We start from the raw sequence: 26,457 nt of genomic DNA on the forward strand, positions 1-26,457 counted from the left end.
GTATGTGTTTGTTAATTTTTGAATTCGTTACAAAGATGCTTCAGGATGATCTCTGTGGCGCCCTTGTTCATTTGGACAAAAGTACCGCAAATATGGCCTTTTTCGTGACGGATATCGTCGTTTGCTATCAGATGATTAAAAGTATCATGCAACTCATTTTGATTTGAGATCGAAATACAACCTTCCAAATGCACCAAGGCTGTCGCTTCTGCAAAATGGGTATAATGTGGTCCAATAACAATCGGAATGCCGAAAGTAGCCGGTTCCAAAATGTTGTGAACACCCGGATGTCCGAAGCCGCCACCTACATAGGCTATATCCGCATAACTGTAAATTTTCGTCAAAATTCCGATGGTGTCGATGATGAAAACCTGAAAATCGGAGAGCTTTTGATGTTCTTTTTGAGAAAATAAGACCGTCGGTTTTGAAAGCTGCGATTGAAGATGGGCAATTTGTTCTGCCTTGATGTTATGTGGCGCCATGATAAATTTGACATCGTGATTGGATTGATTGATATAATTTACCAACAAACGCTCATCTTTCGGCCAAGAACTGCCAATGACTACGGTGGTCGTATTGTTTTTAAATTGCTCGATAAAATCCAGTTTATTGTCGCGATCCAATATGGAAACGACGCGGTCAAATCGGGTGTCGCCTGAGATTTTCACATTTTGATAGCCAATCGATTGCAGTAACTTTTTAGAACTTTCGTTTTGCACAAAAAAGAAATCGAACGTTTTCAGCGCGTTTCGATAGAAACTGCCGTACCATTTAAAAAAAGCTTGTTTTTCTCTGAAAATTCCCGAAATCAAATAGGTTTTGATTTGAGCCTTTCGCAATTCATGGAGGTAGTTGGGCCAATATTCGTATTTGATAAAAAAAACCAATTCGGGATGCACTATTTTCAGCCATTGTTTGGCATTCGACGGCGTATCTAAAGGCAAATATACTGTCAGGTCAGCAACGGTATTGTTTTTTCGAACTTCAAAGCCCGAAGGCGAAAAGAAACTCAACACTATTTTGTGGTCGGGAAATTCCGTTTTTATTTTTTCCATAACCGGTAAGCCTTGCTCGTATTCACCCAAAGAAGCCGCATGAAACCAAATGGTTTTGTCTTCCGGTTTGATGTTGTTGCGCAAGGTTTGAAAAACCGTTTTTCTGCCGTTGACAAACAGTTTCATTTTCGGACTGAAAAGTGCCAAAATTTTCACCACCTGGGCCGCCAAAAGCAACAATAGATTATAGAAAAAAAACATCCTGAATAATTTGTCGCGCTAAAATACGTTTCTTTTACGGAAGATGAAATTCTACTTCAGAATTTGTTACTTTTGCTACGCATAATTTTGTTACTATGAGAAAAATTCAAATGGTTGACTTAAAAAGTCAATACGATAAAATAAAAGACACTGTAAACGCTTCTATTCAAGAGGTTTTAGATACGACGACCTACATTAACGGGCCTTTGGTTCACGAGTTCCAAAAGAATTTGGAGCACTATTTAGATGTGAAACATGTGATTCCATGCGCCAACGGAACCGATGCTTTACAAATTGCCATGATGGGTTTGGATTTAAAACCCGGTGACGAAGTAATTACGGCCGATTTTACTTTTGCAGCCACGGTTGAAGTGATTGCTCTGTTGCAATTGACGCCGGTTTTAGTGGATGTTGATATCGTGAATATGAATATTTCCATCGAGGCGATTAAGAAAGCGATTACTCCAAAAACCAAAGCCATTGTACCGGTGCATTTGTTTGGCCGCGCCGCCAATATGGAAGCTATTATGGCCATTGCCAGAGAGCACAATTTATATGTTATTGAAGATAATGCCCAAGCCATTGGTGCCAACTGTAAATTCTCTGACGGAACTAAAAAGAAAGCCGGAACTATCGGACATGTGGCTTCCACGTCTTTCTTTCCGTCCAAAAATTTAGGTTGTTACGGCGATGGCGGAGCTATTTTTACTAATGACGATGCCTTAGCTCACAAAATACGAGGGATTGTAAACCACGGCATGTATGTGCGCTACCATCACGATGTGGTAGGCGTGAACTCTCGCTTAGACAGTATCCAGGCCGGCGTTTTAAATGCCAAGTTACCTTTTTTGGATGAATACGGAAAAGCCCGTCAAGACGCCGCCCGCAAATATTCGGCTGCGTTTGTCGGCCACAAAAACATCATTGCACCGACTATTTGTGACCAGTGTGATTGCCATGTGTTTCACCAATACACCTTACGCATTATCGACGCGGATCGCAACGGTTTGATGGAACATTTATTGGCCAAGGGTATTCCGTGTGCTATCTATTACCCGATTCCGTTGCATAGTCAAAAGGCCTATGCCGATTCGCGTTACAAGGAAGAAGATTTTCCGGTAACCAATCAGTTGGTTAAAGAAGTTATTTCGTTACCGATGCACACCGAGTTAGACGACGAACAAATTCAATTTATTACCGAAAGCGTTTTAGAATATTTAAAATAGTTATAGACTGTAGGTTGCAAGTTATGATCAAGTTTAACACACAACCTACAACGTATAACCTACAACAAAAATAAATGAAAGTACTAGTTACAGGAGGTTTAGGATTTATCGGTTCTCATACCGTAGTCGAATTACAAAATCAGGGATTTGAAGTAGTGGCTGTCGATAATTTATCCAATTCTTCTGAAACGGTAGTAGACGGAATCACCCGAATCACCGGCACAAAACCGCTGTTTGAAAATATCGACTTACGCAATAAAAGTCAGGTGCAAGAATTGTTTTTACGCCATGCCGATATGGCGGGTGTGATTCACTTTGCCGCCTCTAAAGCGGTTGGCGAAAGTGTGGAAAACCCATTGTTGTATTACGAAAACAATATCAACAGTCTGGTTTATCTTTTACAGGAAATAACTAAATTACCTCAGGCCAATTTTATTTTCAGCTCTTCATGTACTGTTTACGGTCAAGCCGAAAAAATGCCGATAACCGAAGATGCCCCCATTCAACCGGCTGTTTCTCCCTATGGCAACACCAAACAAATCGGAGAGGAGATTATAAAAGATACGGCCAAGGTAACTTCGTTGAATTCTATTTTACTGCGCTATTTTAACCCAATCGGTGCCCATCCTTCGGCAGAAATTGGCGAGCTTCCTTTAGGGGTTCCTCAAAACTTAGTCCCGTTTATCACTCAAACGGCGATGGGTATTCGAAAAGAGTTGTCTGTTTTTGGGAACGATTATCCAACTCCCGACGGAACCTGTATCCGCGATTATATTCATGTGGTCGATTTGGCCAAAGCTCATGTTGTGGCGCTACAACGTTTGCTGCAAAATGAGCAAACGGAAAAAGTGGAAACCTTTAATTTAGGAACCGGCAAAGGGAGCTCGGTTTTAGAAGTGATTCAGACTTTTGAAAAAGTTACGGGGCAAAAATTAGCTTACAAAATTGTCGACAGAAGACCCGGCGATGTGATTCAGGCCTATGCCAGCACCCAAAAAGCAAAACAAGTGCTAGGGTGGCAAACCGAATTGTCCTTGGAAGATGCTCTGGCTTCTGCTTGGAAATGGGAACAAAAGGTGAGAAGCTAGTCGACATATTTACAATAATCCTCTTGGTGTAAATGAACGGTAAACCCGATTTAAAATTGCTCTTCTGCCTCTTTGTAGTGGCAGTAGTTTGGGGTACCACCTATCTGGGCATCCGAATTGCGGTAGAAACCATGCAACCCTGGTACATTACCTCGTTTCGACAAGGATTAGCCGCTCTTATTGTTTTGGGAATTTTAGGTTACAAAAAACAATTGGCTTGGATAGGTTGGGAAAACTTTAAACTGCAGTTCATTCCGGCCGTATTGATGATTGTGATGGCCAACGGTTTTACCACCATAGCTGAGCAAAGTGTCCCGAGCGGACTAACCTCTATTCTCAGTGCTTTATCACCGTTGGTGGTTTTCATGGGAAGCATTGTGGCCGGACAACAAAAAGCCAGTCTCAAAGGTTTTGTGGGAGTGCTGTTAGGCTTTTTAGGAGTTGTATTTATTTTCAGAGACGGGTTAGGAGATATCTTAGATCCGAATTACAAAACCGGAATCCTCTTCCTGAGTATTGCCATTTTATCCTGGTCTATCGGAACGGTATATACCAAAAGACACAACCACAAATCCAATAACATTGCGCTGAATCTGTTTTACCAGTTTTCTATCGCCGCTATCATACAATACATTTTGGCCTTAGTCATCAACCCTGATGTCGATTTCTCGGCTTGGAGCAGTCGTAGCATTGCCGCCACTTTATACCTTTCGGTTTTCGGTTCAGTGGCAGCCTTTTTTTGCTATCACTATTCCTTAAAAAAAGTGACCGCAATTCAGGTTTCGGTACTCAATTACATCAATACCGCTATTGCTGTTTTCTTGGGATGGCTCTTGTTGGATGAAGTGATTACCTTCGATTTTATCATTGCCACTTTATTAATTATTTTGGGTGTATTCATTACCAATTATAAGAAATCCCGAACCTAACACAACTGCGCAAAAAAAATCCTCACATAGTGAGGATTCAGGGTTATTTGGTAACAGATTCTTTTAGCTTTTTGGCTGTTGCTTCCATTTTTTCAGCGCTTTTTATTTTGGCACTGTCAATCGTCGCTTTGGTTTTTTCTCTCAGCGAATCCAATTTTTTTTCTGCTCTTACTTTGGCCGAATCGATGCCTTCTTTCATTTCTTCGGTAACGGCCTCTTTAGCAGCATCTAATTTTTCTTGTGTTTCATTTTTGCACGATACCAATACAGCCATTAAGGCTAAAGACAAAACAATTTTTTTCATTTTTTAAGATTTGATTTTTAATAACAAATTAGGGTCAGGACAATTCCGCAAATAGTGCGCCAAGGTTTTCGAACTGCAAACGCCGGGATAATCGCCTTGCTTGTTTTCCATATCGATGATAATTTGAAAATGCAAATGCGGCGCGTAATCACCGTTTATCGGAGGCAAACCTAAGGTAGCAATGCGCTCCCCTTTGGCGACTGCTTGCCCCGCTTTTTTGTTGTTTAAACTATCCAAACTCAAATGGCCGTACAATGTGTGAAACAAATAACCTTCGATTTCGTGTTGTAAAATAATAGTCGGACCGTAATCGCCCAGGGCATCGTTATTTTGAAAACTGTGAATCGTTCCGTCTAAAGCGGCGTAAATCGGTGCGGCCTCGTTCATCCACAAATCCAGACCAATATGGATGTTGCGCTCGTCGGTGTTTTCTTTTTTAAAAACCGTACTCCGTTCATATAAATTACGAATTTCGTTATACCCGCCAAAGGCAATTTTGGCTTGATGTTGGTCTAAATGTTGTTGAATGTAGTGCTCATAGTCTTTGGAGGCGTTCAGTTGTTGTAGGGCTAATTTTTCATTCGTAACCGATAAATCCAAAGCCACATAATCGGTATAGTCAATGTGGTTGGCAATTACTTTAGCCGCCTGGGTTTGCCGTAACATGTCGAGGATAGCATTCATAGGTCACAAAAATAGACAATCCCCGCAAATCGTAGCTTCGCGAGGATTGTATTTTATAATTATTTGGCAATGCGGTTAGGCCGAAATCGTTTCCACTTCGCGGTCAATTTTATTGACTAGGCCCACCAATACTTTTCCGGGACCCACTTCCGTAAAACTGGTCGCCCCGTCTTTAATCATTTGTTGTACCGATTGTGTCCATTTTACCGGAGCAGTCAATTGGATGATTAAATTTTTCTTGATTTCATCGGCATCCGAAACGGCGCTGGCTGTAACATTTTGGTACACCGGACAACTTGGTGTGTGGAATGTGGTTGCTTCTATAGCTGCAGCCAATTCTTCACGAGCCGGTTCCATCATCGGCGAATGGAATGCTCCGCCAACCGGTAACAATAAAGCTCTTTTAGCGCCGGCAGCTTTCATGGCTTCACACGCGGCTTCCACGGCTTTGTACTCGCCCGAAATCACCAATTGTCCGGGACAGTTGTAATTGGCTGCTACGACAATACCGTCAATAGAAGCACACACGTCTTCTACAATTTCATCGTCTAAACCTAACACCGCAGCCATAGTCGAAGGGGTAATTTCACAGGCTTTTTGCATGGCCATTGCGCGTTGGGAAACCAACTTTAAGCCGTCTTCAAACGACAAGGTACCGTTGGCCACCAAAGCCGAAAATTCTCCTAACGAGTGTCCGGCAACCATATCGGGTTGGAAATGGTCTAACGTTTTGGCCAAAATCACTGAGTGTAAAAACACGGCCGGTTGGGTTACTTTGGTTTCTTTGAGTTCATCGGCAGTGCCTTCAAACATAATATCGGTAATTCGGAAACCCAAAATTTCGTTGGCTTGTTCAAAAAGGGCTTTGGCTACAGCCGAATTTTCATATAGGTCTTTGCCCATTCCGGTGAATTGAGCGCCTTGACCGGGAAATACGTATGCTTTCATTGGAATAAAATTAGAGGACAAAAATAAGGATAACTGTCGAATAAAGAACAACTCAGGTGAAATTGTAACTTTTGGGTCTAGTATTACGTCCAATAGCAAACTTAAAAACCAAAAAACTATGAAGAAGTATTTACTGGTTGTAATTCTTTTCTTTTTACTGATTTATCTGGTAATGCCCGTTCTCAACTACGGATTTTACAGTGTCAGCATCATTGTTTTAGTATTGTTGTTTTTCTTGTTCTTATTTTCTTTGGGCATCACTACTGATAAAGCCGGAAAGAAATTCATTGTGAATCATAAACCAAAAAAGTGGATACTTTTGGCAATGGCAGTCGTTCTTGGTTATATAACGGTATTGCCTTTAATCACTTCAGCCACCTTTTTGTACACTTCCAAATATCAAAAAATGATAGGGGAAGTGAAGAGAGGTAATGAAATTTCCAAACATATTGCACCAATTTCTATGGATAAAATCAGAGTAGTTGATCAGGAGTTGGCTTATTTGTTAGGTGAAAAAATAATCGGATCGCAACCGGCTCTGGGAAGTCAGATTCAATTGGGTCGATTTTCGATTCAAAAAGTCAAGAACGAATTGTTTTGGGTAGCCCCTTTACTGCACTCGGGATTCTTCAAATGGTTTAACAACCAAGAAGGAACGCCGGGCTACGTGATGGTTTCCGCTACCAACGAACGCGATGTCAGATTGGTAGAAGCAATAGACAACAAACCGCTCAAAATAAAATACCAACCCGGTGCCTATTTCCAAAGCGATATTCACAGGCATGTTTATTTTAACGGTTATGCTTCCATCGGTTTGGAGGATTTTGTTTTTGAAATTGATGAAAACGGAAAACCGTATTGGGTGATTTCCACTTACCAAAAAAAAATAGGGTTTTCGGGTAAAGATGCTACCGGAGTTTTAGTAGTAGATGCCCAAACCGGAGCGATACAACAACATGCTATAGCCGATACACCGGCTTGGGTAGATCGCATTCAGCCGGCGGTAATTATAGAAGAGCAATTGAACGATTGGGGTGAACTGATTAACGGCTATTGGAATTTTTCCAACCGAGACAAATTGCAAATCACTGAAGGGTTGACTTTGGTTTACGGCAAAAATGACCGTTCGTATTGGTACACCGGATTGACTTCAGTAGGCAGTGACGAAAGCGCTGTTGGGTTTGTTTTAGTCGATACCCGAACCAAAGAAACTACTTTTTACAAACAAAGCGGAGCTACAGAATACGCCGCTCAGCAATCGGCAGAAGGAAAAGTGCAAGAGAAAGGGTATCGCGCTTCATTGCCTATTCCTTATAATATCAATAATATTCCCACTTATGTGATGACCTTGAAAGACGACGGCGGATTAGTCAAAATGTATGCGATGGTAGCCATTAACGATTACACTATAGTGGGCGTTGGGAACTCAATGAGAGAAACCTTAACAGCTTTCAAGAGTGCCTACAACTCTTCCGGAAATAAAATTAACCCGAGTACTACGGAAGCTAAAAAAAGTATCAAATCTGTGATTACTCGAATTCAGAATGATGTGAAAAATGGCAACAGTTTTTATTATTTCACCATCAAAGATTATCCGAGAATATTTGTGGGTTCTACCCAAGTTTCCGGAGAATTGCCTATTACAGTAGTAGGCGATAGTGTGGAAATTTCGTTTGATATTGATGAGGAAAAAATAATCGATGTCACCCGATTTGACAACAAAGCGTACCAATAATCAAAAAGCCCTAAACAATGTTAGGGCTTTTTTTATAATGAGATGTTCGATATGATTTGTTTTAACGCTTCTTCCCATTCGGGAGTAACGATTTTACCGTCTTTAAAATTATCGTGAAAACTCGGCAACGAAAAACTGCCTTTTACCACGCCGCCTTGGTAGGGCATGCGTTTTACGGCGATATCCAAAACGGTACTGCCGCCGCGTGCTCCCGGCGAAGTAGCTAATAACAGCATCGGCTTTTCCTGAAAGGTTTTGCCGTTAATGCGCGACATCCAATCTAAAATGTTTTTAAAAGCCGTAGTGTAGTTGCCGTTGTTCTCGGCAAACGAAATGACTATCAAATCTGAAGCACCGATTTTTTGGTAAAAGTCGTGCGCCAATGGCGGAATACCGCCGGCCTTTTCCCGATCTTTCGAGTAAATCGGCATTTCGTAATCGTTCAAATCCAATAATTCCACAACGGCATCGGGAAATTGCAGGGCCGCATAATGAGCCAGCTGTTTGTTAATCGAATCGCTGCTGTTGGAAGCGCCAAAGGCGAGTATTTTGATCATGGTTTGGCATCGTTTAGGTAATACGTCAAGGCGCCCGACGGGCATTTTTTAACCGTTTCAATAATCTTTTCGGTAGTCGAATTGTCGGGATGAATCCACGGTTTTTCACGAGGTTTAAAAACCTCCGGATTGTTGCGAACGCATTCGGCGGCGTGTTGGCACAGCGCGTTTTTCCATACAATGGTTACTTCCCCATTGCTGTATTCTTTGGTTAGGTCTTTCGCATCCATAATTATAGTGTGGTGTTAATGGTTATTTTGTTTTTTAAAATCTTCGAAATCGGACATTTCTCGGCAATCAAAAGCAAACGCTCTTTCTGTTTGTCAGTTACAGTATCCGGAAACGAAATCGCTCTCGAAATGGTAGTTTCCAATTCGGGATTGAGTTCCTGAGCCAAATTCAACGAAATATGAATCTCGGGAATATCCCAGCCTTTGCGGTCAATGTACATGCGTAAGGTCGACAAGGTACAACCGGCCAACGACGCTAAAAAAGTGGAAAACGGATCGGGACCTATATTTCGGCCGCCTATATTTTCGGGTTCGTCCATCAGCAAAGTCCCGTTGCGCCACGAAATGGTGCACAAGTATTTTTGGGTGCCGATTTTACCTTCTACATTATTTTCTAAAAGATTTGCCATACTCTAAATGATTATAAAACGTCTCTGAATTCAGAAACTTTGTCAAAAACACTTTTGGCAAACGGGCAAAGCGGAATAATCTTGATGTGATGCTCACGAGCGTATTCTACGGCTTTGGTGACCATTTTTTTGCCAAAACCTTTGCCTTCGTTGCCCGGATTGACCTCGGTGTGGTCGATGATGATTTTATCGTCACCGGCAAAAACAAAAGTCATTAGCGCTTCTTGTTTACCATCGATTTCAATGTAAAAAAAGCCTTTGTTGCCGTCTGTTTTTAATTGTACTGTTGCACTCATAGTTTTCTTTTTAGTTGTCATTTCGACCAACGGGAGAAATCTCATAACGCCGGTTGGATATTGTGATTTCTTCTCGGTCGAAATGACAAGTGGGATTATTGAAACATAGGAACTTCCATCAACAAGATTTCAGCATCGGAAGTGGCTTCAAACGTTACGCTTTCAAAATCAGTAATACCCAAACCATCGCGTTGGTCTAAGTCTTGTCCGTCTACGTTTACGCTTCCTTTGATGACAAATACGTAAAGGCCGTTACCTACTTTTTTACGGTTGTATTCCAACGTCACACCTTGGTCTAAATTTCCCATGTGGAACCAAGCGTCTTGGTGAATCCAAACACCGGCATCATCAGCATTAGGCGACAAAATTTGTTGCAATTTATTATGACGGTCAGTGGTGTCTAAGGTTATTTGTTGGTAACGCGGTTCTACATTTCTGTATTTGGGGAACACCCAAATTTGCAATAAATTGGTTCTTCGGTCGTGATTCGGATTGAATTCACTGTGTTGGATTCCGGTTCCGGCACTCATGACTTGTACATCGCCAAATTTGATCACTTCGGTATTGCCCATGCTGTCTTTGTGCGCCAAATCGCCCTCGAGCGGAATGGTGATGATTTCCATATTGTCGTGCGGATGTGTTCCGAAGCCCATGCCACCGGCCACAATATCGTCGTTTAACACGCGCAAAACGCCAAATTGTACTCGGTCGGGATTGTAGTAACTCGCAAAACTAAACGTATGGTGCGCATCCAACCAACCATGATTGGCATGTCCTCGGGTGTCGGCTTTGTGTAAAATGGTATTTTTCATGATGTATAAATTTAGTGATTATTATGATACAAATTTACAATCAAGGATACTCTTGGGCACTTAATGTAGGTTAAGAAATATTTGAAGTTGCTGAGTGGCTGAGTAATTAAGCAGCTGAGTTATTTGATAATCAGTAAGATGAATGAGGATTGCGTTTACTTCTTCAACATTCGCGCTTTCATTTTACTAAAAAACTCAGGAGTCACGCCAATGTAAGAAGCAATTTGCTTTTGGGGTAATTTTTGAATGAGTGTGGGGTATTTTTTGCAGAATTTTTCAAAGCGTTCTTCAGCGGTTAAGCTTAAATTGTCCATCAAGCGCTCTTGGTTGGCCACTAAAGAATTCTCAATTAAGATTCTGAAAAAGCGTTCCAGTTTCGGTATTTCCAGATACAGTTGATCCTGATGGGTTTTGGAAAGGACTACTACTTCCGAATCTTCCAAGACTTCAATAAAAAGATTGCCCGGCTTTTGTGAGAGCAAACTGTACATGTCACTAATCCACCAACCTTCGCAGGCAAAACTCAAAACGTGTTCTACGATGTTGTCGTTGATGGTAAAACTGCGAAGCAAACCCGAATTCACAAAATAGGAGTCTTGGCAAACCTGACCGGCATTTTGCAAAATGGTTTTGGCTTTTACGGTTCGGGTTTCTATTTTTGAGAGAAACAAGGTTTCTTCTTCGGGAGTCAGCACAATGTGCTTGGCGATATTTTGTAAAATCAGGCTCATGTTTTCAAAAGTACGAAAATAAGCCCTGAAAAAAGCGGTCTTTCTTAGGAGGAAAGACCGCATTGGTTTTTTAGTGTTTGTGACCGTCGTGATTGTTATGATCGTCTTTTTTTAGAGGCAGTAACTTAAAACTGGAAGCTACGAATCGGTCATTTTTGATTTCACCGACCACTTCTGCTTTTCTGATGGCGGAACAAAAACCGTCTTCAGCATGGGCATCACCGTGTTTGTTGATGTCGGTTCCGTCTACGAAATAGGCTTTGCCATCAATGCGAACGGCTAAGTCACAACCGGCTTTGCCTTTCATTCCAAATTGACATTGTCCGCAAGACGCTTCTACGACTTGAGGTTTTTTTTCTTGGGCATTTAGGGCATTGATTCCAAAAGTCAGGAGCGCCACTATTACTAATTTTTTCATGATTATAAATTTACGGTTACTAATTTTGCGGTTTCTTTGGCTCTTTTCACTACGTTTTCGATGGGCGTTTCTATGGTGTCGTGCGTCAATACGACGCCCATGCGACGGTAAGGTCGAGCACTCGGCTTCCCAAAGATACGAAAATCGGTTTTAGGTAAGGCCGCTATTTCGGAAATTCCGCTGTAGGTTGGATTCGTCGAATTGCCATTGGCCAAAATTACGGCACTGGCACCCGCTTTTTCCAACGTAATTTCAAAGATGGGCAAACTCAAAACGGCGCGTAAATGCAATTCAAATTCGTTGAAGTTTTGGGTGCCGGCTAAAGTGACCATTCCTGTATCGTGTGGTCTTGGGGATAGTTCTGAAAAGTAAACCCCTTCGTCCGTCAGGAAAAATTCGACTCCGAATAAACCGGCGCCGCCCAACGCTTCGGTGACTTTGCGTGCCATGTCTTGGGCTTCCCGGAGGTCTTTATCAGAAACCCGGGCCGGTTGCCAGCTTTCCTGGTAATCGCCACGCTCTTGTCGGTGACCGATGGGCGCGCAAAATAGGGTTGGGTTGTTGTTTTGCGTTACGGTGAGTAAGGTAATTTCGGAATGAAAATTGACAAAGGCTTCAACGATGACCTCGATGATGTCGCCACGCGAACCTTCCTCGGCGTATTGCCAGGCTTTTAGAATATCGGCTTCGGTTTTTATGGTCGATTGGCCTTTGCCGGAGGAACTCATCAACGGTTTTACCACGCAAGGAATGCCAACTTCTACTACTGCTTTTTGTAGTTCATCGGCTGAGGTTGCATATCTATAGTTGGCGGTACGCAAGCCTAAGTCTTTGGCCGCTAAATCGCGGATGGCTTTGCGGTTCATGGTAAAGTTGGCGGCTTTGGCAGATGGTACCACCGTGATGCCTTGTTTCTCGTACTCGTAAAAACGTTCGGTACGAATGGCTTCGATTTCGGGAACGATAAAATCCGGTTGGTGTTGGGCTACAATGCGGTCGAGTTCGGCACCATCGAGCATGTTGATCACTTCGAAGTGGTGGGCGACTTGCATGGCAGGAGCGTTTTCGTAGCTGTCGACGGCAATCACCGTTTGTCCGATGCGTTGGGCGGCGATTACGAATTCCTTTCCTAATTCTCCGGAACCGAGTAAGAGTATTTTTGCCATTGTATTTTGGTTTAGTTGTTTTGTTTAAGTTGTTTTTGCGTTAGGGATTGCAGTGGAAATCCTTTTTTAATTTGTTTGTCATTTGGGCTTCGACAAGCTCAGCCTGACAATGGTTTGGGATAACAAATTAAAAAAGATTGGAACGGAAAGCCCGACCTGAAAGGGAACGCCCAATACCACTCCATCGTATGATTAAAAAAGCCCCAAGTTTCCTTGAGGCGTATCGTTTTAAGCTAATGCTTCCTTAATTCTTTTGAACGCTTCTGTCAGTAAGGCTTCGCTGGTGGCGTAGGACAAACGGATGCAGTTCGGGTTTCCGAAAGCGTCGCCGGTTACCGTAGCTACATTGGCTTCGGAAAGCAAATACATGGAAAAATCATCGGCATTGTTGATCGTTTTTCCGCGTAAGGTTTGGCCGAAATAGGCGGAAACATCGGGGAACAAGTAAAAAGCACCTTCGGGCACGTTGATTTTGAAGCCCGGAATTTCTTTGGCCAAAGCGACTACTAAATCTCTTCGGTTTTTGAAGGCGGATACCATGTTGTTGAGTACACTCGGGTCAGCTTCCACAGCGGTAATGGTCGCGCGTTGGGCGATAGAGTTGGCGCCGGAAGTCACTTGGCCTTGCATTTTGGTACACGCTTTGGCGATGATTTCGGGTGCGCCGATGTATCCGATTCTCCAGCCGGTCATGGCAAAGGCTTTGGCGACACCGTTTACGGTAATCGTTCTGTCGAATAAGCCCGGAATGGAAGCGATGCTGCAAAACGTTCCGGAGAAATTGATGTGTTCGTAAATTTCGTCGGAAACGATGTAAATATTTGGGTATTTTGCCAAGACTTTCCCGAGGGCTTCGAGTTCTTGGCGGTTGTACACCGAACCGCTTGGGTTACACGGTGAACTGAACCACATCATTTTGGTTTTGGGTGTGATGGCTTTTTCCAGTTGCTCGGGTGTGATTTTGAAATCGCTTTCAACAGACGTTGGGACTTCTATCGGAACGCCGCCGGAGAGTTTGATGATTTCGTAATACGAAACCCAATACGGAGCCGGAAGGATTACTTCGTCGCCCTCGTTTAACATGACTTGGGCCACGTTGTATAGTGATTGTTTAGCACCGGTGGAAACTACGATGTTAGCCGGTTTGTACCCGAGATTGTTGTCTCTTTTAAATTTGTGACAAATGGCTTCTTTGAGTTCTACATACCCGTCAACAGGCGTATAAGTACTGTAGTTGTCATCGATGGCTTTTTTGGCCGCTTCTTTGATGAAATCGGGTGTATTGAAATCGGGTTCCCCTAAACTGAGGCTGATAATGTCTTTCCCTTGGGCTTTTAATTCTCTGGCCAATGCGGCCATAGCCAGGGTTTGCGATGTAGATAGATTGTTAATTCTGTCCGATAAAATAGTCATGAGTGTTGTGGTGTTGTAAAAAAGAGACGCCGATAAAGGCGTCTGTTTCATTAGGTTAATTGCGGATTTCTTCCCAGCTCTTTTAAGTGTTTGAAATGGGAGATGATAGCTTCACGAGTTGTTTTGAATTCGTAATACGGCAATTCACATTCTTTAGCAGTTTGCTTTACAATTTCGGCTATTTTGCCGTAGTGAATATGGCTGATATTCGGGAAAATGTGGTGTTCAATTTGGTGGTTCAATCCGCCGGTGTAATAATTTACCAACCAGTTTTTAGGGGCAAAGTTGGCGGTAGTAAACAATTGGTGAATGGCCCAGGTATTTTCGATTTCGCCGTTTTCATCCGGAATCGGGTTATGGGTATCTTCTACTACGTGCGCCAACTGGAATACCACACTTAGGATAACTCCGGCCGTGTAATGCATTACCAAAAAGCCTAAAACAACTTTCCACCAGACAATTCCCATCACCATAGGCAATACTAACCAAATAGAGAAATAAATAATTTTAGTGATGATTAAAGTGGTCCAACGAATCACCGGTTTTTTAAATTCACCGTAAGACAAGTTTCTTTTCAAATAGCGTTTCATTTGAAGAAAATCGGTGGTAATGGCCCAGTTGAATGTTAATAAACCGTACAAGAAAACAGAATAGTAATGTTGGAATTTGTGAAAACGATACCATTTAGCGGTTTTGGAAAAACGCAAAATTCTGCCGGCTTCCAAATCTTCATCATGACCTAAGATATTGGTGTAGGTATGGTGTAGCACATTGTGTTGCACTTGCCAGTTGTAAACGTTTCCGGCCAAGACATAGATGCTTCCGCCCATAATTTTATTTAGCCAAGACTTGCTGGAGTAGGAACCGTGATTGCCATCGTGCATTACATTCATTCCAACGCCGGCCATTCCGATACCAATAACGATATTTAAGATGAGATAGGCCCAAAACGGCATATCCATACTCAATAGCAAGAAATACGGCGTCAGGAAAATACTGAACATTACGATGGTTTTTACATGTAATTTCCAGTTTCCGGTTTTTTTGAGGTTATTTTCTTTGAAGTAATTGTTAACACGTGAGTTTAGGGTGCGAAAGAATTTTAAATTGTCTTTCGTTGAAAAAGTTGGAGCTGTGGTATTCATTTGTAGTTATTCAATTTTTGCCAAAGATAAATATTATAATTTTTTAAAGATTATAATCAAATCATAAATATTAACCAAAAGCAGTATTTTTGTTGAAAATTCATTTTATGGAAGAAATTATCAAACAATTTCCTAATCTTAGTGATAATCAGATACTACAGTTTCAAAAGTTAGAAGCATTATATCAAGATTGGAATGCCAAAATCAATGTAATTTCGAGAAAAGACATAGATGAATTGTATACCAAACATGTACTGCATTCTTTGGCGATTGCCAAAATACAGCCGTTTGAACCGGGAACTTTTGTTTTGGATGTCGGCACCGGGGGTGGTTTTCCCGGTATTCCGTTAGCCATTTTATTTCCGAAAACCCGTTTTTACTTGATTGACGTGATTGCCAAAAAGATTAAAGTCGTGCAAGCGGTGGCAGACGCATTGGGATTACAGAACGTCAAAGCCGAGCAAATGCGCGCCGAGAATGTCAAAGGCGATTTCGATTTTATTGTGAGTCGCGCTGTGACCAATATGCCCGATTTTTACAGTTGGGTGAAAGACAAAATCAAAAAACAAAACAAGCATGCCTTGAAGAACGGAATCCTGTATCTGAAAGGAGGCGATTTAACCGAAGAATTGGCTCCTTTCCCGAAAGCGAAGGAATATCCTATAGCCGATTTCTTTTCGGATCCGTTTTTCGAAACCAAAAAAGTAGTGCATTTGCCTTTAAAGTTTACCCTATAAAAAAAGTCCCATTGTTGGGACTTTTTTATTACGGTTTTACGATTTTTTTGGTGATGCTTCCCGATTCATTGGCAATTGTAATCAGAAAGACGCCTTTGTTGAGTGACAGCGGAATTTCATAGGTGCCGCTAAGAGTTTGGTTGGAGGCCTGATACATTACTTTTCCTAACATATCGTGTATGGTAATGTTTGCTTTGTCGATGGTATACGAGGTGTGGATGGCGATGTTATTTTCCACCGGATTTTGAATCCATACCGATTCTAAAATCGGATTGGTGGTAGCCAAGGAGCCGTTTACAATTTCGTTGATGGCAAAAGTGACGTTATTGCTGTTAAGCGTCACGTGGTTTTCGTTAACCGTTGGAATGGATGAAGCTACAAAGGGCGTTACCGAACTGCCGGTAACCGGTGTATACAGATTATTGGTGTTGCTGATTGCCATGGAGCTCCAAGTTGGGATGAACGTAAAATAATCGGCATTCAAATTATCAAAGAACTCCGTTAATAGCGGGTCGGTACCTAAGTCGGCTTGAAATCCGGTCATGTCAAATCTTCCGCCCGGAGCGGTGTCTAATCCGTCGGTATAGGTTGGCGCTTTTGAATTGGCCAGACTTTCAAAACCGGTAACCCAAACGACTACAACAAATTGCTGGCCTCTGAATCGGCTAACTTGATTGGTCTGATTGGCGTAAGGCGTGAATCGTAAGTTGATGATAGCGCGCTGGGTTGATGTGATGTTGAACGTGTGATTCATGACTTCGAAATTCGGAGTATAGTTCATAGTTCCGTTGCCGGCACCATTAGAGATGGCTACATTTCTCACGGTGGTTGGGAATCCCATAGTGTTTAACTCATTTTGAAACGCATCTCTGAAATTAGGCGCACCGGTTGGAACCAAAGAAGCCGAAGCCGTATTGAACTCGAAGGCACTTCCCGAAACGAGATGACCTTCCATATGGTCGATTAACATTTGTCGGGCGGCCGGACTTTTAATCAAGCCATCTACTACGGGCTGAACGGCGGCGTTACCTACCGGTCCGTAGGCCATGTAATTAAATAAATGTTGAAATCCAATGGGTACATTGGCTCCCTGATGGGGAGAATCGAAAGAGATGTACAAGCGAGTGTCGTGGTTTAAGCTGTTCATTTCCATGTAACGCAATGCATAGCGCGAGATTAATCCGCCCATGCTCGGACCAATCACCACATTTTTTTGCGTTCCCACTTTTTGGGCATTGATTTGATTGATTAATTCGACCAAAATGAAGGCATTTCGCTGGATAAAATCGACGCCGCCATCCACCACTGTGGTTGAATTCGGTCGTGTGTATGTTGGGAAGTTTACTAAAATAATATCGAATCCCAGGGTTCTGAGATAGTCGGCTAAATTTTGACCGGTACCATAATTCAAACTGCTGTATAAAGTAGCGATGTTGCGGCTGTCTCCCGGATCAAATCCATCTACCAAAAAAACCGGTTTGTCCAAAACTCCGTCAACAGTATCGGGGAAAATTTCATATTCACCTTGACCGTAATATGCTTCCGTCTCGCCGTAACCTTGGTACGGAATGGAAGCCGTAATTGAAGTAACCACATTGGGTTGCAGGGTGGTTGTATTGTTTCTGTTGGCGACATTACCGGCAGAACCTTCTATTTGTATAACAAACGATTGCAGGACAACATCTCCGTTAGTGAAAGTAATTTTACAAGCAACAGTTTGTTTTCCGTTTTCGGTAAATTTAATTTTGAATGGACTGTTGGTAGTAACCGTTTTCCATTTTTCGTTTTCGTTGGCCTGGATGGCTATAGCCTGAATGCTTCTTTGAGTAGTATTGAAAATTAAATGGTCATTCAGGATGAAAGTAACGTGTTGACTTTTAGCTTTGGAAAGTAAAGGAGCCATCAAAGTAATGCTGTGCTTTTCCAAAGCGTTTTGGGTATTCGGTTTGACCTCAAACTGTTCGTTGCTGTTAAAAAATACATCGCCGTTTTCCATGGCTGTTTTGCTGATTTTTTCAAAATCAGTTATTAAGATACTTAATGGAATTTGTTGTTGTGCGAATCCTTTGTTAGCGGCTTCCCGGAGCGTTTCCAATTTTGGCAAGCGCTGCAAGAAATCGGCACGTTGCATCTCATGATACACCTGTAAGAAATGGCTGGACGTAATCTCTGATTTTCGCTGCTCAGTAGCGTTAGAAATGCCAAATACACGGTCGTAGAGTATTTGAGTCTCACTTTTATCTTTCAGCAAATCATAGGTTTTGTCTTGAGCGAAAGTCAAGCACGAGATAAGCAAAGAGAATAGTAGTGTAATTTTTATTTTCATAATGGTTGGTTTGTTGGTTTTGACACCCGAATATACAAAAAATTAACAATCAACAACATAAAAAAAGTCCGAGTATAACCCGGACTCTTTTTTTTCAGTTCTCTTTATGCAATTATTCGCCTAAAAAAGGATAGCGATAATCAGCCGGAGTCACAAAAGTTTCCTTAATGGTTCTTGGGGAAACCCAACGCAACAAGTTTTGCATCGAGCCGGCTTTGTCATTCGTTCCCGAAGCTCTGGCGCCTCCAAAAGGCTGCATTCCTACTACGGCTCCGGTAGGTTTGTCGTTAATGTAAAAGTTTCCGGCGCTGTTTTGCAAGGCCAAAGCAGCTTCTTCTATGGCATAACGATCTCTGCTGAAAATGGCTCCCGTTAGCGCATATTCCGACGTTTCGTCTACCAATTTCAGGGTTTCAGACCATTTGGAATCTTCATACACATAAACGGTTAATACCGGTCCGAATAATTCGGTTTCCATGGTGGTGTATTTCGGGTTCGACGTTAAAATGACTGTCGGTTCTACAAAATACCCTTTGGATTTGTTATAATTACCGCCAAAAATCACTTCGGCATCAGCATCTTTTTTCGCTTGGTCAATATACTTGGCTAACTTATCAAAAGAGCCTTCATGGATTACGGCTGTGACAAAGTTGGAGAAATCTTCTGGACTTCCCATTTTAATAGTGGCCAGTTCTTTGCCCATTTCTTCTTTAATGGCCGGCCACAACGATTTCGGAAAATAAGCACGTGACGCTGCCGAACATTTTTGACCCTGGAATTCAAAAGCACCGCGAATGGTATTGGCTACCACTTGTTTTACATCGGCACTCGGATGTACCATCACAAAATCTTTACCACCGGTTTCACCCACGATTCTCGGGTACGTTTTGTAGGTATGGATATTTTCTCCGATTTTTTTCCAGATTTCTTTGAATACAAAAGTGGAACCGGTATAGTGTACTCCGGCGAAATCGGGATGCGTTAAAATGGTGTCGGTAATCATCACAGGGTCGCCAAAAACAACATTTATGACACCATCGGGAACGCCGGCTTCTTTGAAAACATCGATAATAACTTTGGCCGAAAAAACTTGACTGTCACTGGGTTTCCAAACAACGGTATTGCCCATTAAAGCCGCACTGGCCGGAAGGTTGGCCGCAATAGCGGTAAAGTTAAAAGGTGTAATGGCATACACAAAACCTTCCAACGGACGATATTCAACGCGATTCCACACATCGGAAACCGATTTGGGTTGATCGCTGTAGATTTGTGTCATGAATTCAACGTTGTAGCGCAAGAAATCGATAAGCTCACATGAGGCATCAATTTCGGCTTGGAAAATGGTTTTGGATTGTGCAATCATAGTCGCTGCGTTGATTTTTGCACGGTAAGGTCCGGCAATTAACTCAGCGGCTTTTAAAAAGATGGCAGCTCTTTGTTCCCAGGCCATATTTGCCCATTTTTTTCGGGCTTCCAATGCAGCAGCGATGGCTTGCTCAATATGTTTTTTTTCGGCCAAATGGTAGGTGCCAACCACATGTTGATGGTCGTGCGGAGCCGACATGTTTCGAGTATTTCCGGTGCGAATTTCTTCGCTGCCGATATAATTGGGAACATCGATGGTTTCGTTCCACATTTTTTGGTACGCTGCTAATACGGCCGCTTTTTCGGGTGAATTAGGAGCGTATGATTTTACAGGTTCATTGACCGCTTTCGGGACATGAAAAAATCCTTTTGGCATATTTTAGAATATTATAGTGTTAGACATCTTAGAATTTTAGATAATCAGAATCTAAAAAACTGACACAAAAGTACAAAGGAATTTCCGATTTCTTAATACGGGGAGTCAAAGATTAATTTGTAGAAACCACACTTTAATTTAAGGCAAACGGTGCGCTTAACTTGAAAGTCGGCACAATTACTTTGAATGTTTTAGTAGTTGTAAAATTAATCATGTTGAAGTACCCGCTCATGGCACCGAAAGGAGAGGAGAGCAAACAGCCCGAATTGTAAGTGTGTTTTTCTCCCGGCTTGAGTACCGGTTTTTTACCGATGACTCCTTCGCCATCCACAATTTCCTTGTCGTTGAGCGAGTCGAGGATTTCCCAATGACGGGAATTTAACTGTACGGAGTCCTTACTGTGGTTTTCAATGGTGATTTCATAACTAAAGGCAAAATGAATCTTGTAGTTCTTGAAGTAGGTGCCTTCAAAACTAGTTAAAACAGAAATTTTAATGCCTCTTGTTATTTGCGAAACCATGTAGTATTCATTCGATTACGTTGTCAAATTTACAAAAAATACGAAACGGTAGGTGAATTAGATGTTAATTTTTCTAATTTGTAGTGTCTATCGAACTGGCAATTCCCTTACCGATGACACGATCAAATCGCTGATTGTTTTCGCGGTAGTACACCAAAGCAAAGTAATTGTTTTCTGTTTGGTGGAAATTACCGTCAATGGCATTTTCTTCGTCTATTTTTCCGTTAGCATCGGCAATGACGTATTGGTAATTGGTAAATCCTTGTTTGATCATGAGGGCTTTCTCGTACACCCCTTTTTCGGCATTGTACTCCATTTTATTTTCCTCGCCAAGGGCATAATTATTAAACATACCGTTGACATAAATTGATTTTTTACCATAATAATTCGGTGCCGAAAGCGTAAAGAAAACCCAAGCATAATCGGCTTCAATCTCATTGTTTTGCGCACTGATGTTTTTGACGATGAAATTGCCGTTAATGTCAGGATAGTAAGTGTACGGCATATTCGCTCTGGCTTCGTTTCGATACAAATGTGCATTGTAAATTCCACCGTTAGAATCGATACGCGCTATAGTATTATTGGCTGCCCGGATGTCTTTGTTTTCAAAAAATAAAAATTCGTTTCCGGCCCAGAATTGGGTTTCGGCATCGTACTTATAAATCAAATCGTTACCAATGGTATACTGCGGTTTGATGTTGGTAATGGCATTGTCGAATTTGCCGTTTTGCAACAATAGTACTTTGACATTTTGTAGTGGACTTTGAAAGTTAATGGTGGCCGATTTAATGGCAAAATCCAAATTGTGTTTTTGGTTTACTACCGCTAAGTTTCGCGTTCTTCTGACTTGCATCGGAACCGATACTAACTCTTCATACAAGATAAATTTTCTCGTGAAAACCACTTCTTTGTCATCATTTAAAATTTTAATCACATAATTACCGCTCACTCTGAACTGGGTGAATCGATTGGGAAATGAAACCCTATAATGCGAATACAATTGCAGGGTAGTTAATGAGTTGGTATAATCTTGAATTCTTTGATCATCAAAACCGTTAATGTATTCTTGCTTCACTAATTGCGAAGGTTGCCAATTGTAATCGCAGTGGGTAATGGTGTAAAAATAATTCGCTTCGTTGCCATACAAATCATCAAATTGCAATTGGAAACTGTCGCCTAATCGAAAAATCGGAATCGTATTTTGTCCGTTCTGAACAAAACTGATTGTTTTAATATTGTAAGGAGGAACAATTTCTTTTTCTACTTGAGAAAAAGATACAAAGGAAAAGAGTGCTAAACAAAGGGTAAATATTCTTTTAATCATAGCATATAGTTGAGAATAGTAAAGATACTAATTATTCTGAACCAAGATTATGCCAAAAGCAATAATTATTTGAAACAAACCGGAATAATTTCACCTTTAGCCAAGCAGTATTTTTCTACTAACTCGGGAGCAATTTTGTGGGTATAATCTTCCTCAACTACTTTAAACCCGATACTTCTCAATTTGTCGAAATAATCTCTGCCGTATACGCGAACGTGATCGTATTGCCCGAAGATTTTTGCCCGCTCTTTTTGGTCGGTGATACTGTCATCCGAAAAAGTTACCGCTCTCGACAAGTCTTGCGGAATTTGGAAAATTCCCATACCGCCGGGTTTCAACACGCGGTACAATTCCTTCATGGCTTTGGTGTCATCCGGAATGTGTTCCAATACGTGGTTGCACAAAATAATATCGTATTGGTTGTCTTCAAAAGGCAAGTTGCAAATGTCGGCTTTTACATCGGCCAGCGGTGAAAGCAGGTCGGTTGTAGTATATTCGATGTTGGGTTGCTTTTTGAAACGTTTGTAAAATTCTTGTTCCGGAGCAAAGTGCAATACTTTCTTTTTTTCTTTAGCCGTAAAAAAATCGGTTTCATTTTGCAAATACAACCATAACAAACGGTGTCTTTCTAAGGAAAGCGTGCTGGGAGACAACACATTGTTCCTTTGGGTTCCGTAACCGTAAGGCAGAAACATGCGAAAGCTTTTGCCGTCAATCGGATCGGTGAAACGATTGCCTTTCAGCAAAAAAGCCAATATCGGCCGTACCACAATACTCAATCGTATTAGTATTGGTCGCGGGATAGTATTAAGGATGAATTTGAACAGTTTTTTCATTAGAGTGCTAAAGGTTTTTGACGAAATTCGTCTTCTTCATTACTTTCGATACCTAAAGCTTTGTAGATGTACGCAAAGGTCGAAAGCAATTCCGGCTTACCATTTACCAAGGCTACATTGTGTTCAAAATGGGCACTTGGTTTTTTGTCGGCAGTTACTATGGTCCAACCATCTTTCAAGGTTTTGATGTTGCGACTTCCCATGTTAATCATCGGTTCGATGGCGACCACCATGCCTTCTATAAACAATTTGCCGCGCCCTTTTTTACCGTAATTCGGCATTTCTGGGGCTTCGTGCATCACGCGTCCTAAACCGTGTCCGACTAATTCTCGCACTACACCGTAGCCATGCGCTTCGGTGTATTTTTGAATAGCATTCCCTACATCTTCCACGCGATTCCCGATTTTAAATTCGCGAATGCCCACATACAAGCTTTCTTTGGTAACCTGCAATAATTTTTTAGTCGCCGGTACTACTTCACCGATTTCAAATGTATAGGCGTGATCCCCATAGAATTCGTTTTTCAAAACACCGCAATCTACCGAAACGATATCGCCTTCTTCAATCGGACGATTGGTGGGTAACCCATGAACTACCTGCTCGTTTACACTGGTCAGCAAGGTTGACGGACAACCGTACAGTCCTAAAAATCCCGGAACCGCCTGGTGGTCACGGATAAATTGTTCGGCTAATTTGTCGAGATGTAACGTTGTAACTCCCGGTTTTATTTCGGTGGCTATCATGCCCAGGGTTTTGGAAACCAGTAAGGCACTTTCGCGCATCAATTCAATTTCTTCTGCGGTTTTTTGAATAATCATCTGCTGTAATTTAACATTTGCATCGGGTTTGTCGCCGTGAATGCGGTTGCAAAAGTAATTATTTTACGCTTATTTATTCAGGATTGGCCATGATTTTAAACAGCTTGGCATTCGAATCGAAGTAGCGGTTTTCGATTTGCAGTTTCGATAATTGGGCAGAAACCAAGTTGTTTTCTCGTGCATTGATTAAGAAAATAGAGCTTTCTCCAAACGAAAACAACCGTTCTTCCGACGTCAGCATCGTACTGTAATCTACGACCAAATTGTCTATCAATTGTTTTTGTTTTTCCAACGAATTGATTTCGGTTTGTTGCGCTTTAATTTTGTTTTTTAACGAAACACGCTCCAAATCCAAATCGAATTTTACGTCTTGTACCTTGAACTTAGCCAATTGCAAACTACCGCGCTCTTTTCTTAAAAACAGCGGGAAGTAAAAGTTGACGCCGACTTTATAATCTTGCAAGCGATAGTTGTCGAAGTAACTGGGTTCGGACAAATACGAATAGCCCAAGTCGATTTTGGGCAGCAACATATTGGCCTTGAGTTTTCGCTCTACTTCAAGCATTTCAATTTTTTGTTCCAAAGCATTGATTTTCGGATGGTTTTCCAAAGATGGATTGTCCAACATCAAGTCGTTGGTGCGTAGGGTTTCTTTAATGGTCAACGCCAAATTTTCCTCCGGAATGATGTCGTCTTGCAATTCGAGCGGTACATTGTTTTCCAACCACAGGAAGTTGGCCAATTCCAATTTGGCTTTGGCCAGTTTTAGCTGTGATTCCTCCAAACTCAATTTTCTGTTTCTAACGATAATGCCGGCTTCCACACTGTCAATAGCGGGTTTGTCACCTTGTTCAATCGATTTGGCAATGCCTTGGTAACGGATGTTGGCATTGTTAAGATAGGTTTGATATAGCGTGACCTCGTTGTAGTTTCGCTTCCAATTGAAATACGCCACCGAAGCATCATACAAGACCGAAACCGCCGTCAAGTTTCGCTCAGCCTGACTCAATTTTACCTGAATTTTGGCCTTTCGCAAATCGGCCATACGCTGATTAATGAACAACCCTTGTCCCAGCGGAACCGAAATACCCAAAGAAGTTAAGCCCTGGTTAGGCACGGTGTTTTCGGGGTTGAGGTAAATGCCTTCGTTATTGTCGAATCCGGCTTTGATTTCCACGCCGTACCATGTTGGGATTTTAAAACTACTGTTTAAAATCGAATAGTATTCGTTGTCTTTGAATTTTTTTTGTTCAAAATCGACTTCAATCTTCGGGTCGAAGCCACCACGGGCCATCATCAAATTGGCTTGTGCCTGATTGATTTCCAAGTTGGCACTTTTAACCAACGGATGGTATTTTTTGACATACCCCAAAAACTCATTGTAGGTGAGCTCTTTAAGGGAGTTTTGACTCCAAGCTGAAAATCCGAACAATAAAAAACCTATGAGAATCGATTTCATTATTTTTTATCTTTTGGAATATTGTTTTTAGGTTGATAGTAATTTGGAGGGAATCCGTTGAGGGTTCGCCAAATTTCAAACCAAACCGGGACATTGTCGAGTAAAGCCAAGGTTTGCGCACCCGAACCAATGCTGATTTGTTTCGGCCACGGCTCTTCGTTTTCATCGGGCGCTATTAATACTCGAAATTTCCCGTTATCACTGATGAAGTTTTCGATGGCTACAATTTTGCCGCCGAAAGTACCATAAGACATGTTCGGCCAACCCGAAAAAACAATGGTCGGCCAACCGTCGAACCAAACCCGTACTTTTTCCCCTTTGTGTAACAACGGTAAATCGGTGGCAGAAACAAAGGTCTCTACAGCAATGTCGTATTTGGCCGGCATGATGCTTACTATTTGAGTACCTTCTTTAATGGTTTCCCCAATTCCCGATTGCAACGCACGGTTTACGTAACCGCTCTGCGGCGCTTTGATGTAATACATCCCGTTTCGAATTTGGTAATTGGTGTATTGGTTTTTGAGTTTGTTCACTTGGGCTTTAGTGTCGTACTGACTGCTGAGTGCCGTAAATTGATCGCTTCGGGCTTTTTGTTCTTTCTCATTGTATTCGGCTACAATACGATTTACTTCTACTTTAGCATTAATCAATTCGTTTTCGCTGGCCAATAATTTGTTTTCCTGCGTGATAATTTTGGCTTCGGTTTCCTGTAATTTCAAGCGTTTTTCTTCTACATCGGTCATCGGTTTCAAGCCTTCTTTATTGAGTGCCAACGAGCGATTGAATTGTGTAGTGGCAATTTTAATTTGCGTGCGCACGGCCACCAAATCCATACTGTCGCTCTTTACTTTCAGTATCGATTGTCTGATTTTATTCGTGGCCTGTTGCAGTTTTAATTGCCGCTCATTTCGGATGGCTGCGATTTGTGCCTCCAACGAAGTCACTTTCCCTCCGTAGGATTGCTCGGCCAGTTCTTTGGCTTTGAGTTGGCTTTCGGTATTTTGCACTAAATTCGGATCCAGATAATCTTCTTTGGTCTCTGAAATAAAAAGAATAGTATCCCCTTTTTGTACAAAATCACCTTCTTTAACATACCATTTTTCAATTCTGCCGGCTATGGCAGAATGAATGGTTTGCGGTCTTTGATCGGGCTTTAAGGTGGTTACCGCACCCGACCCGGAAATGTTTTGTGTCCATGGCAAAAACAAAATCAGCAAGCCGAACAGCGAAACACCGGCAATAATTTTATTCAAAACTTTATAGTGCGGGCGATTACTCAGCGTTTTGTAAGTGCTGTACTTTTCTATGCTTTGACCGATACGATTGTTGTTAGAAATGTTAAGCATTT

At 41.8% G+C, this 26,457-nt stretch carries 27 protein-coding genes; 5 read left to right on the plus strand and 22 right to left on the minus strand.

Going from position 1 to position 26,457, the window contains the following annotated elements; all coding sequences use genetic code 11:
- Positions 1-11: 11 nt before the first annotated feature.
- The gene (locus QHT84_RS10035; RefSeq protein WP_283239430.1) at positions 12-1,256 is read right to left on the minus strand and encodes a 3-deoxy-D-manno-octulosonic acid transferase; all 1,245 of its coding nucleotides are present in this window, start codon (positions 1,254-1,256) and stop codon (positions 12-14) included.
- A gap of 95 nt (positions 1,257-1,351) precedes the next feature.
- Between QHT84_RS10035 and QHT84_RS10040 the strand changes: the two genes are divergently transcribed.
- From QHT84_RS10040 to QHT84_RS10050, 3 genes are all read left to right on the plus strand, one after another.
- The gene (locus QHT84_RS10040) at positions 1,352-2,482 is read left to right on the plus strand and encodes a DegT/DnrJ/EryC1/StrS family aminotransferase (protein WP_283239431.1); all 1,131 of its coding nucleotides are present in this window, start codon (positions 1,352-1,354) and stop codon (positions 2,480-2,482) included.
- Positions 2,483-2,556: 74 nt separating this feature from the next.
- A complete protein-coding gene (gene galE, locus QHT84_RS10045) occupies positions 2,557-3,570 on the plus strand; it encodes a UDP-glucose 4-epimerase GalE (RefSeq protein WP_283239432.1) in 1,014 nt (337 codons plus the stop codon).
- A gap of 32 nt (positions 3,571-3,602) precedes the next feature.
- A complete protein-coding gene (locus QHT84_RS10050) occupies positions 3,603-4,499 on the plus strand; it encodes a DMT family transporter (RefSeq protein WP_283239433.1) in 897 nt (298 codons plus the stop codon).
- Between the two features lie 43 nt (positions 4,500-4,542).
- Here QHT84_RS10050 and QHT84_RS10055 read toward each other — a convergent pair whose 3' ends face one another.
- The 3 genes from QHT84_RS10055 to fabD form a co-directional block, all read right to left on the minus strand.
- Positions 4,543-4,803 carry a hypothetical protein gene (locus QHT84_RS10055; RefSeq protein ID WP_283239434.1) on the minus strand — a complete coding sequence of 87 codons (261 nt, stop codon included), beginning with the start codon at positions 4,801-4,803 and terminating at the stop codon, positions 4,543-4,545.
- A gap of 3 nt (positions 4,804-4,806) precedes the next feature.
- Positions 4,807-5,487: a peptidoglycan DD-metalloendopeptidase family protein gene (locus tag QHT84_RS10060; RefSeq protein WP_283239435.1), complete on the minus strand. Its 681-nt coding sequence runs from the start codon at positions 5,485-5,487 to the stop codon at positions 4,807-4,809.
- A 75-nt stretch (positions 5,488-5,562) separates the two neighbouring features.
- The gene (gene fabD / locus QHT84_RS10065; protein WP_283239436.1) at positions 5,563-6,435 is read right to left on the minus strand and encodes an ACP S-malonyltransferase; all 873 of its coding nucleotides are present in this window, start codon (positions 6,433-6,435) and stop codon (positions 5,563-5,565) included.
- 118 nt (positions 6,436-6,553) lie between these two features.
- Between fabD and QHT84_RS10070 the strand changes: the two genes are divergently transcribed.
- Positions 6,554-8,170: a hypothetical protein gene (locus tag QHT84_RS10070; protein ID WP_283239437.1), complete on the plus strand. Its 1,617-nt coding sequence runs from the start codon at positions 6,554-6,556 to the stop codon at positions 8,168-8,170.
- A 32-nt stretch (positions 8,171-8,202) separates the two neighbouring features.
- On the opposite strand, the gene QHT84_RS10075 is transcribed toward QHT84_RS10070, so the two are convergent.
- The 10 genes from QHT84_RS10075 to QHT84_RS10120 all read right to left on the minus strand — a co-directional run bounded on the left by QHT84_RS10075 (position 8,203) and on the right by QHT84_RS10120 (position 15,348).
- Positions 8,203-8,727, minus strand: coding sequence for an NADPH-dependent FMN reductase (locus QHT84_RS10075; RefSeq protein ID WP_283239438.1), 525 nt, complete (start codon positions 8,725-8,727; stop codon positions 8,203-8,205).
- Positions 8,724-8,957, minus strand: a complete 234-nt coding sequence (locus QHT84_RS10080) for a (4Fe-4S)-binding protein (protein ID WP_283239439.1) — start codon at positions 8,955-8,957, stop codon at positions 8,724-8,726. Before QHT84_RS10080 ends, QHT84_RS10075 begins: the two co-directional genes overlap by 4 nt.
- A 2-nt stretch (positions 8,958-8,959) precedes the next feature.
- The gene (locus QHT84_RS10085; protein ID WP_283239440.1) at positions 8,960-9,367 is read right to left on the minus strand and encodes an OsmC family protein; all 408 of its coding nucleotides are present in this window, start codon (positions 9,365-9,367) and stop codon (positions 8,960-8,962) included.
- Positions 9,368-9,378: 11 nt separating this feature from the next.
- Positions 9,379-9,663, minus strand: coding sequence for a GNAT family N-acetyltransferase (locus QHT84_RS10090; RefSeq protein WP_283239441.1), 285 nt, complete (start codon positions 9,661-9,663; stop codon positions 9,379-9,381).
- A gap of 95 nt (positions 9,664-9,758) precedes the next feature.
- A complete protein-coding gene (locus tag QHT84_RS10095) occupies positions 9,759-10,475 on the minus strand; it encodes a pirin family protein (RefSeq protein WP_283239442.1) in 717 nt (238 codons plus the stop codon).
- A gap of 155 nt (positions 10,476-10,630) precedes the next feature.
- Positions 10,631-11,206, minus strand: a complete 576-nt coding sequence (locus QHT84_RS10100) for a Crp/Fnr family transcriptional regulator (protein WP_283239443.1) — start codon at positions 11,204-11,206, stop codon at positions 10,631-10,633.
- Positions 11,207-11,276: 70 nt separating this feature from the next.
- Positions 11,277-11,624: a DUF6370 family protein gene (locus QHT84_RS10105; protein WP_283239444.1), complete on the minus strand. Its 348-nt coding sequence runs from the start codon at positions 11,622-11,624 to the stop codon at positions 11,277-11,279.
- 2 nt (positions 11,625-11,626) lie between these two features.
- Positions 11,627-12,790 carry a formate-dependent phosphoribosylglycinamide formyltransferase gene (purT, locus tag QHT84_RS10110; protein WP_283239445.1) on the minus strand — a complete coding sequence of 388 codons (1,164 nt, stop codon included), beginning with the start codon at positions 12,788-12,790 and terminating at the stop codon, positions 11,627-11,629.
- Positions 12,791-13,018: 228 nt separating this feature from the next.
- Complete coding sequence (locus QHT84_RS10115; RefSeq protein WP_283239550.1) at positions 13,019-14,203, minus strand: pyridoxal phosphate-dependent aminotransferase; 1,185 nt, start codon at positions 14,201-14,203, stop codon at positions 13,019-13,021.
- A 50-nt stretch (positions 14,204-14,253) separates the two neighbouring features.
- Positions 14,254-15,348 (minus strand): fatty acid desaturase family protein, encoded by a 1,095-nt coding sequence (locus QHT84_RS10120; RefSeq protein WP_283239446.1) that lies wholly within the window; start codon positions 15,346-15,348, stop codon positions 14,254-14,256.
- Positions 15,349-15,455: 107 nt separating this feature from the next.
- On the opposite strand from QHT84_RS10120, the gene rsmG reads away from it, so the two are divergent.
- Positions 15,456-16,085: a 16S rRNA (guanine(527)-N(7))-methyltransferase RsmG gene (gene rsmG, locus QHT84_RS10125; protein ID WP_283239447.1), complete on the plus strand. Its 630-nt coding sequence runs from the start codon at positions 15,456-15,458 to the stop codon at positions 16,083-16,085.
- 28 nt (positions 16,086-16,113) lie between these two features.
- Here the strand turns inward: rsmG and QHT84_RS10130 are convergent, their stop codons facing one another.
- From QHT84_RS10130 to QHT84_RS10165, 8 genes are all read right to left on the minus strand, one after another.
- Positions 16,114-18,411: a T9SS type A sorting domain-containing protein gene (locus tag QHT84_RS10130; RefSeq protein WP_283239448.1), complete on the minus strand. Its 2,298-nt coding sequence runs from the start codon at positions 18,409-18,411 to the stop codon at positions 16,114-16,116.
- A 112-nt stretch (positions 18,412-18,523) separates the two neighbouring features.
- On the minus strand, positions 18,524-20,152 hold the full coding sequence (gene pruA, locus QHT84_RS10135; RefSeq protein WP_283239449.1) for an L-glutamate gamma-semialdehyde dehydrogenase: 1,629 nt from the start codon (positions 20,150-20,152) through the stop codon (positions 18,524-18,526).
- Between the two features lie 133 nt (positions 20,153-20,285).
- A complete protein-coding gene (gene apaG / locus QHT84_RS10140) occupies positions 20,286-20,672 on the minus strand; it encodes a Co2+/Mg2+ efflux protein ApaG (RefSeq protein ID WP_283239450.1) in 387 nt (128 codons plus the stop codon).
- A 73-nt stretch (positions 20,673-20,745) separates the two neighbouring features.
- Entirely contained in the window at positions 20,746-21,996 is a 1,251-nt protein-coding gene (locus QHT84_RS10145; protein WP_283239451.1) for a type IX secretion system plug protein, read from the minus strand.
- Positions 21,997-22,061: 65 nt separating this feature from the next.
- Complete coding sequence (locus QHT84_RS10150; protein WP_283239452.1) at positions 22,062-22,832, minus strand: class I SAM-dependent methyltransferase; 771 nt, start codon at positions 22,830-22,832, stop codon at positions 22,062-22,064.
- Positions 22,832-23,650 (minus strand): type I methionyl aminopeptidase, encoded by an 819-nt coding sequence (gene map, locus QHT84_RS10155; protein WP_283239453.1) that lies wholly within the window; start codon positions 23,648-23,650, stop codon positions 22,832-22,834. The genes QHT84_RS10150 and map overlap by 1 nt, the downstream gene beginning before the upstream one ends.
- A gap of 73 nt (positions 23,651-23,723) precedes the next feature.
- Positions 23,724-25,109, minus strand: a complete 1,386-nt coding sequence (locus QHT84_RS10160; RefSeq protein WP_283239454.1) for a TolC family protein — start codon at positions 25,107-25,109, stop codon at positions 23,724-23,726.
- Entirely contained in the window at positions 25,109-26,455 is a 1,347-nt protein-coding gene (locus QHT84_RS10165) for an HlyD family secretion protein (protein WP_283239455.1), read from the minus strand. Before QHT84_RS10165 ends, QHT84_RS10160 begins: the two co-directional genes overlap by 1 nt.
- Between the last annotated feature and the right edge of the window lie 2 nt (positions 26,456-26,457).

This window comes from Flavobacterium sedimenticola (genome assembly GCF_030053345.1).
In the GTDB taxonomy this organism is placed as follows: domain Bacteria; phylum Bacteroidota; class Bacteroidia; order Flavobacteriales; family Flavobacteriaceae; genus Flavobacterium; species Flavobacterium sedimenticola.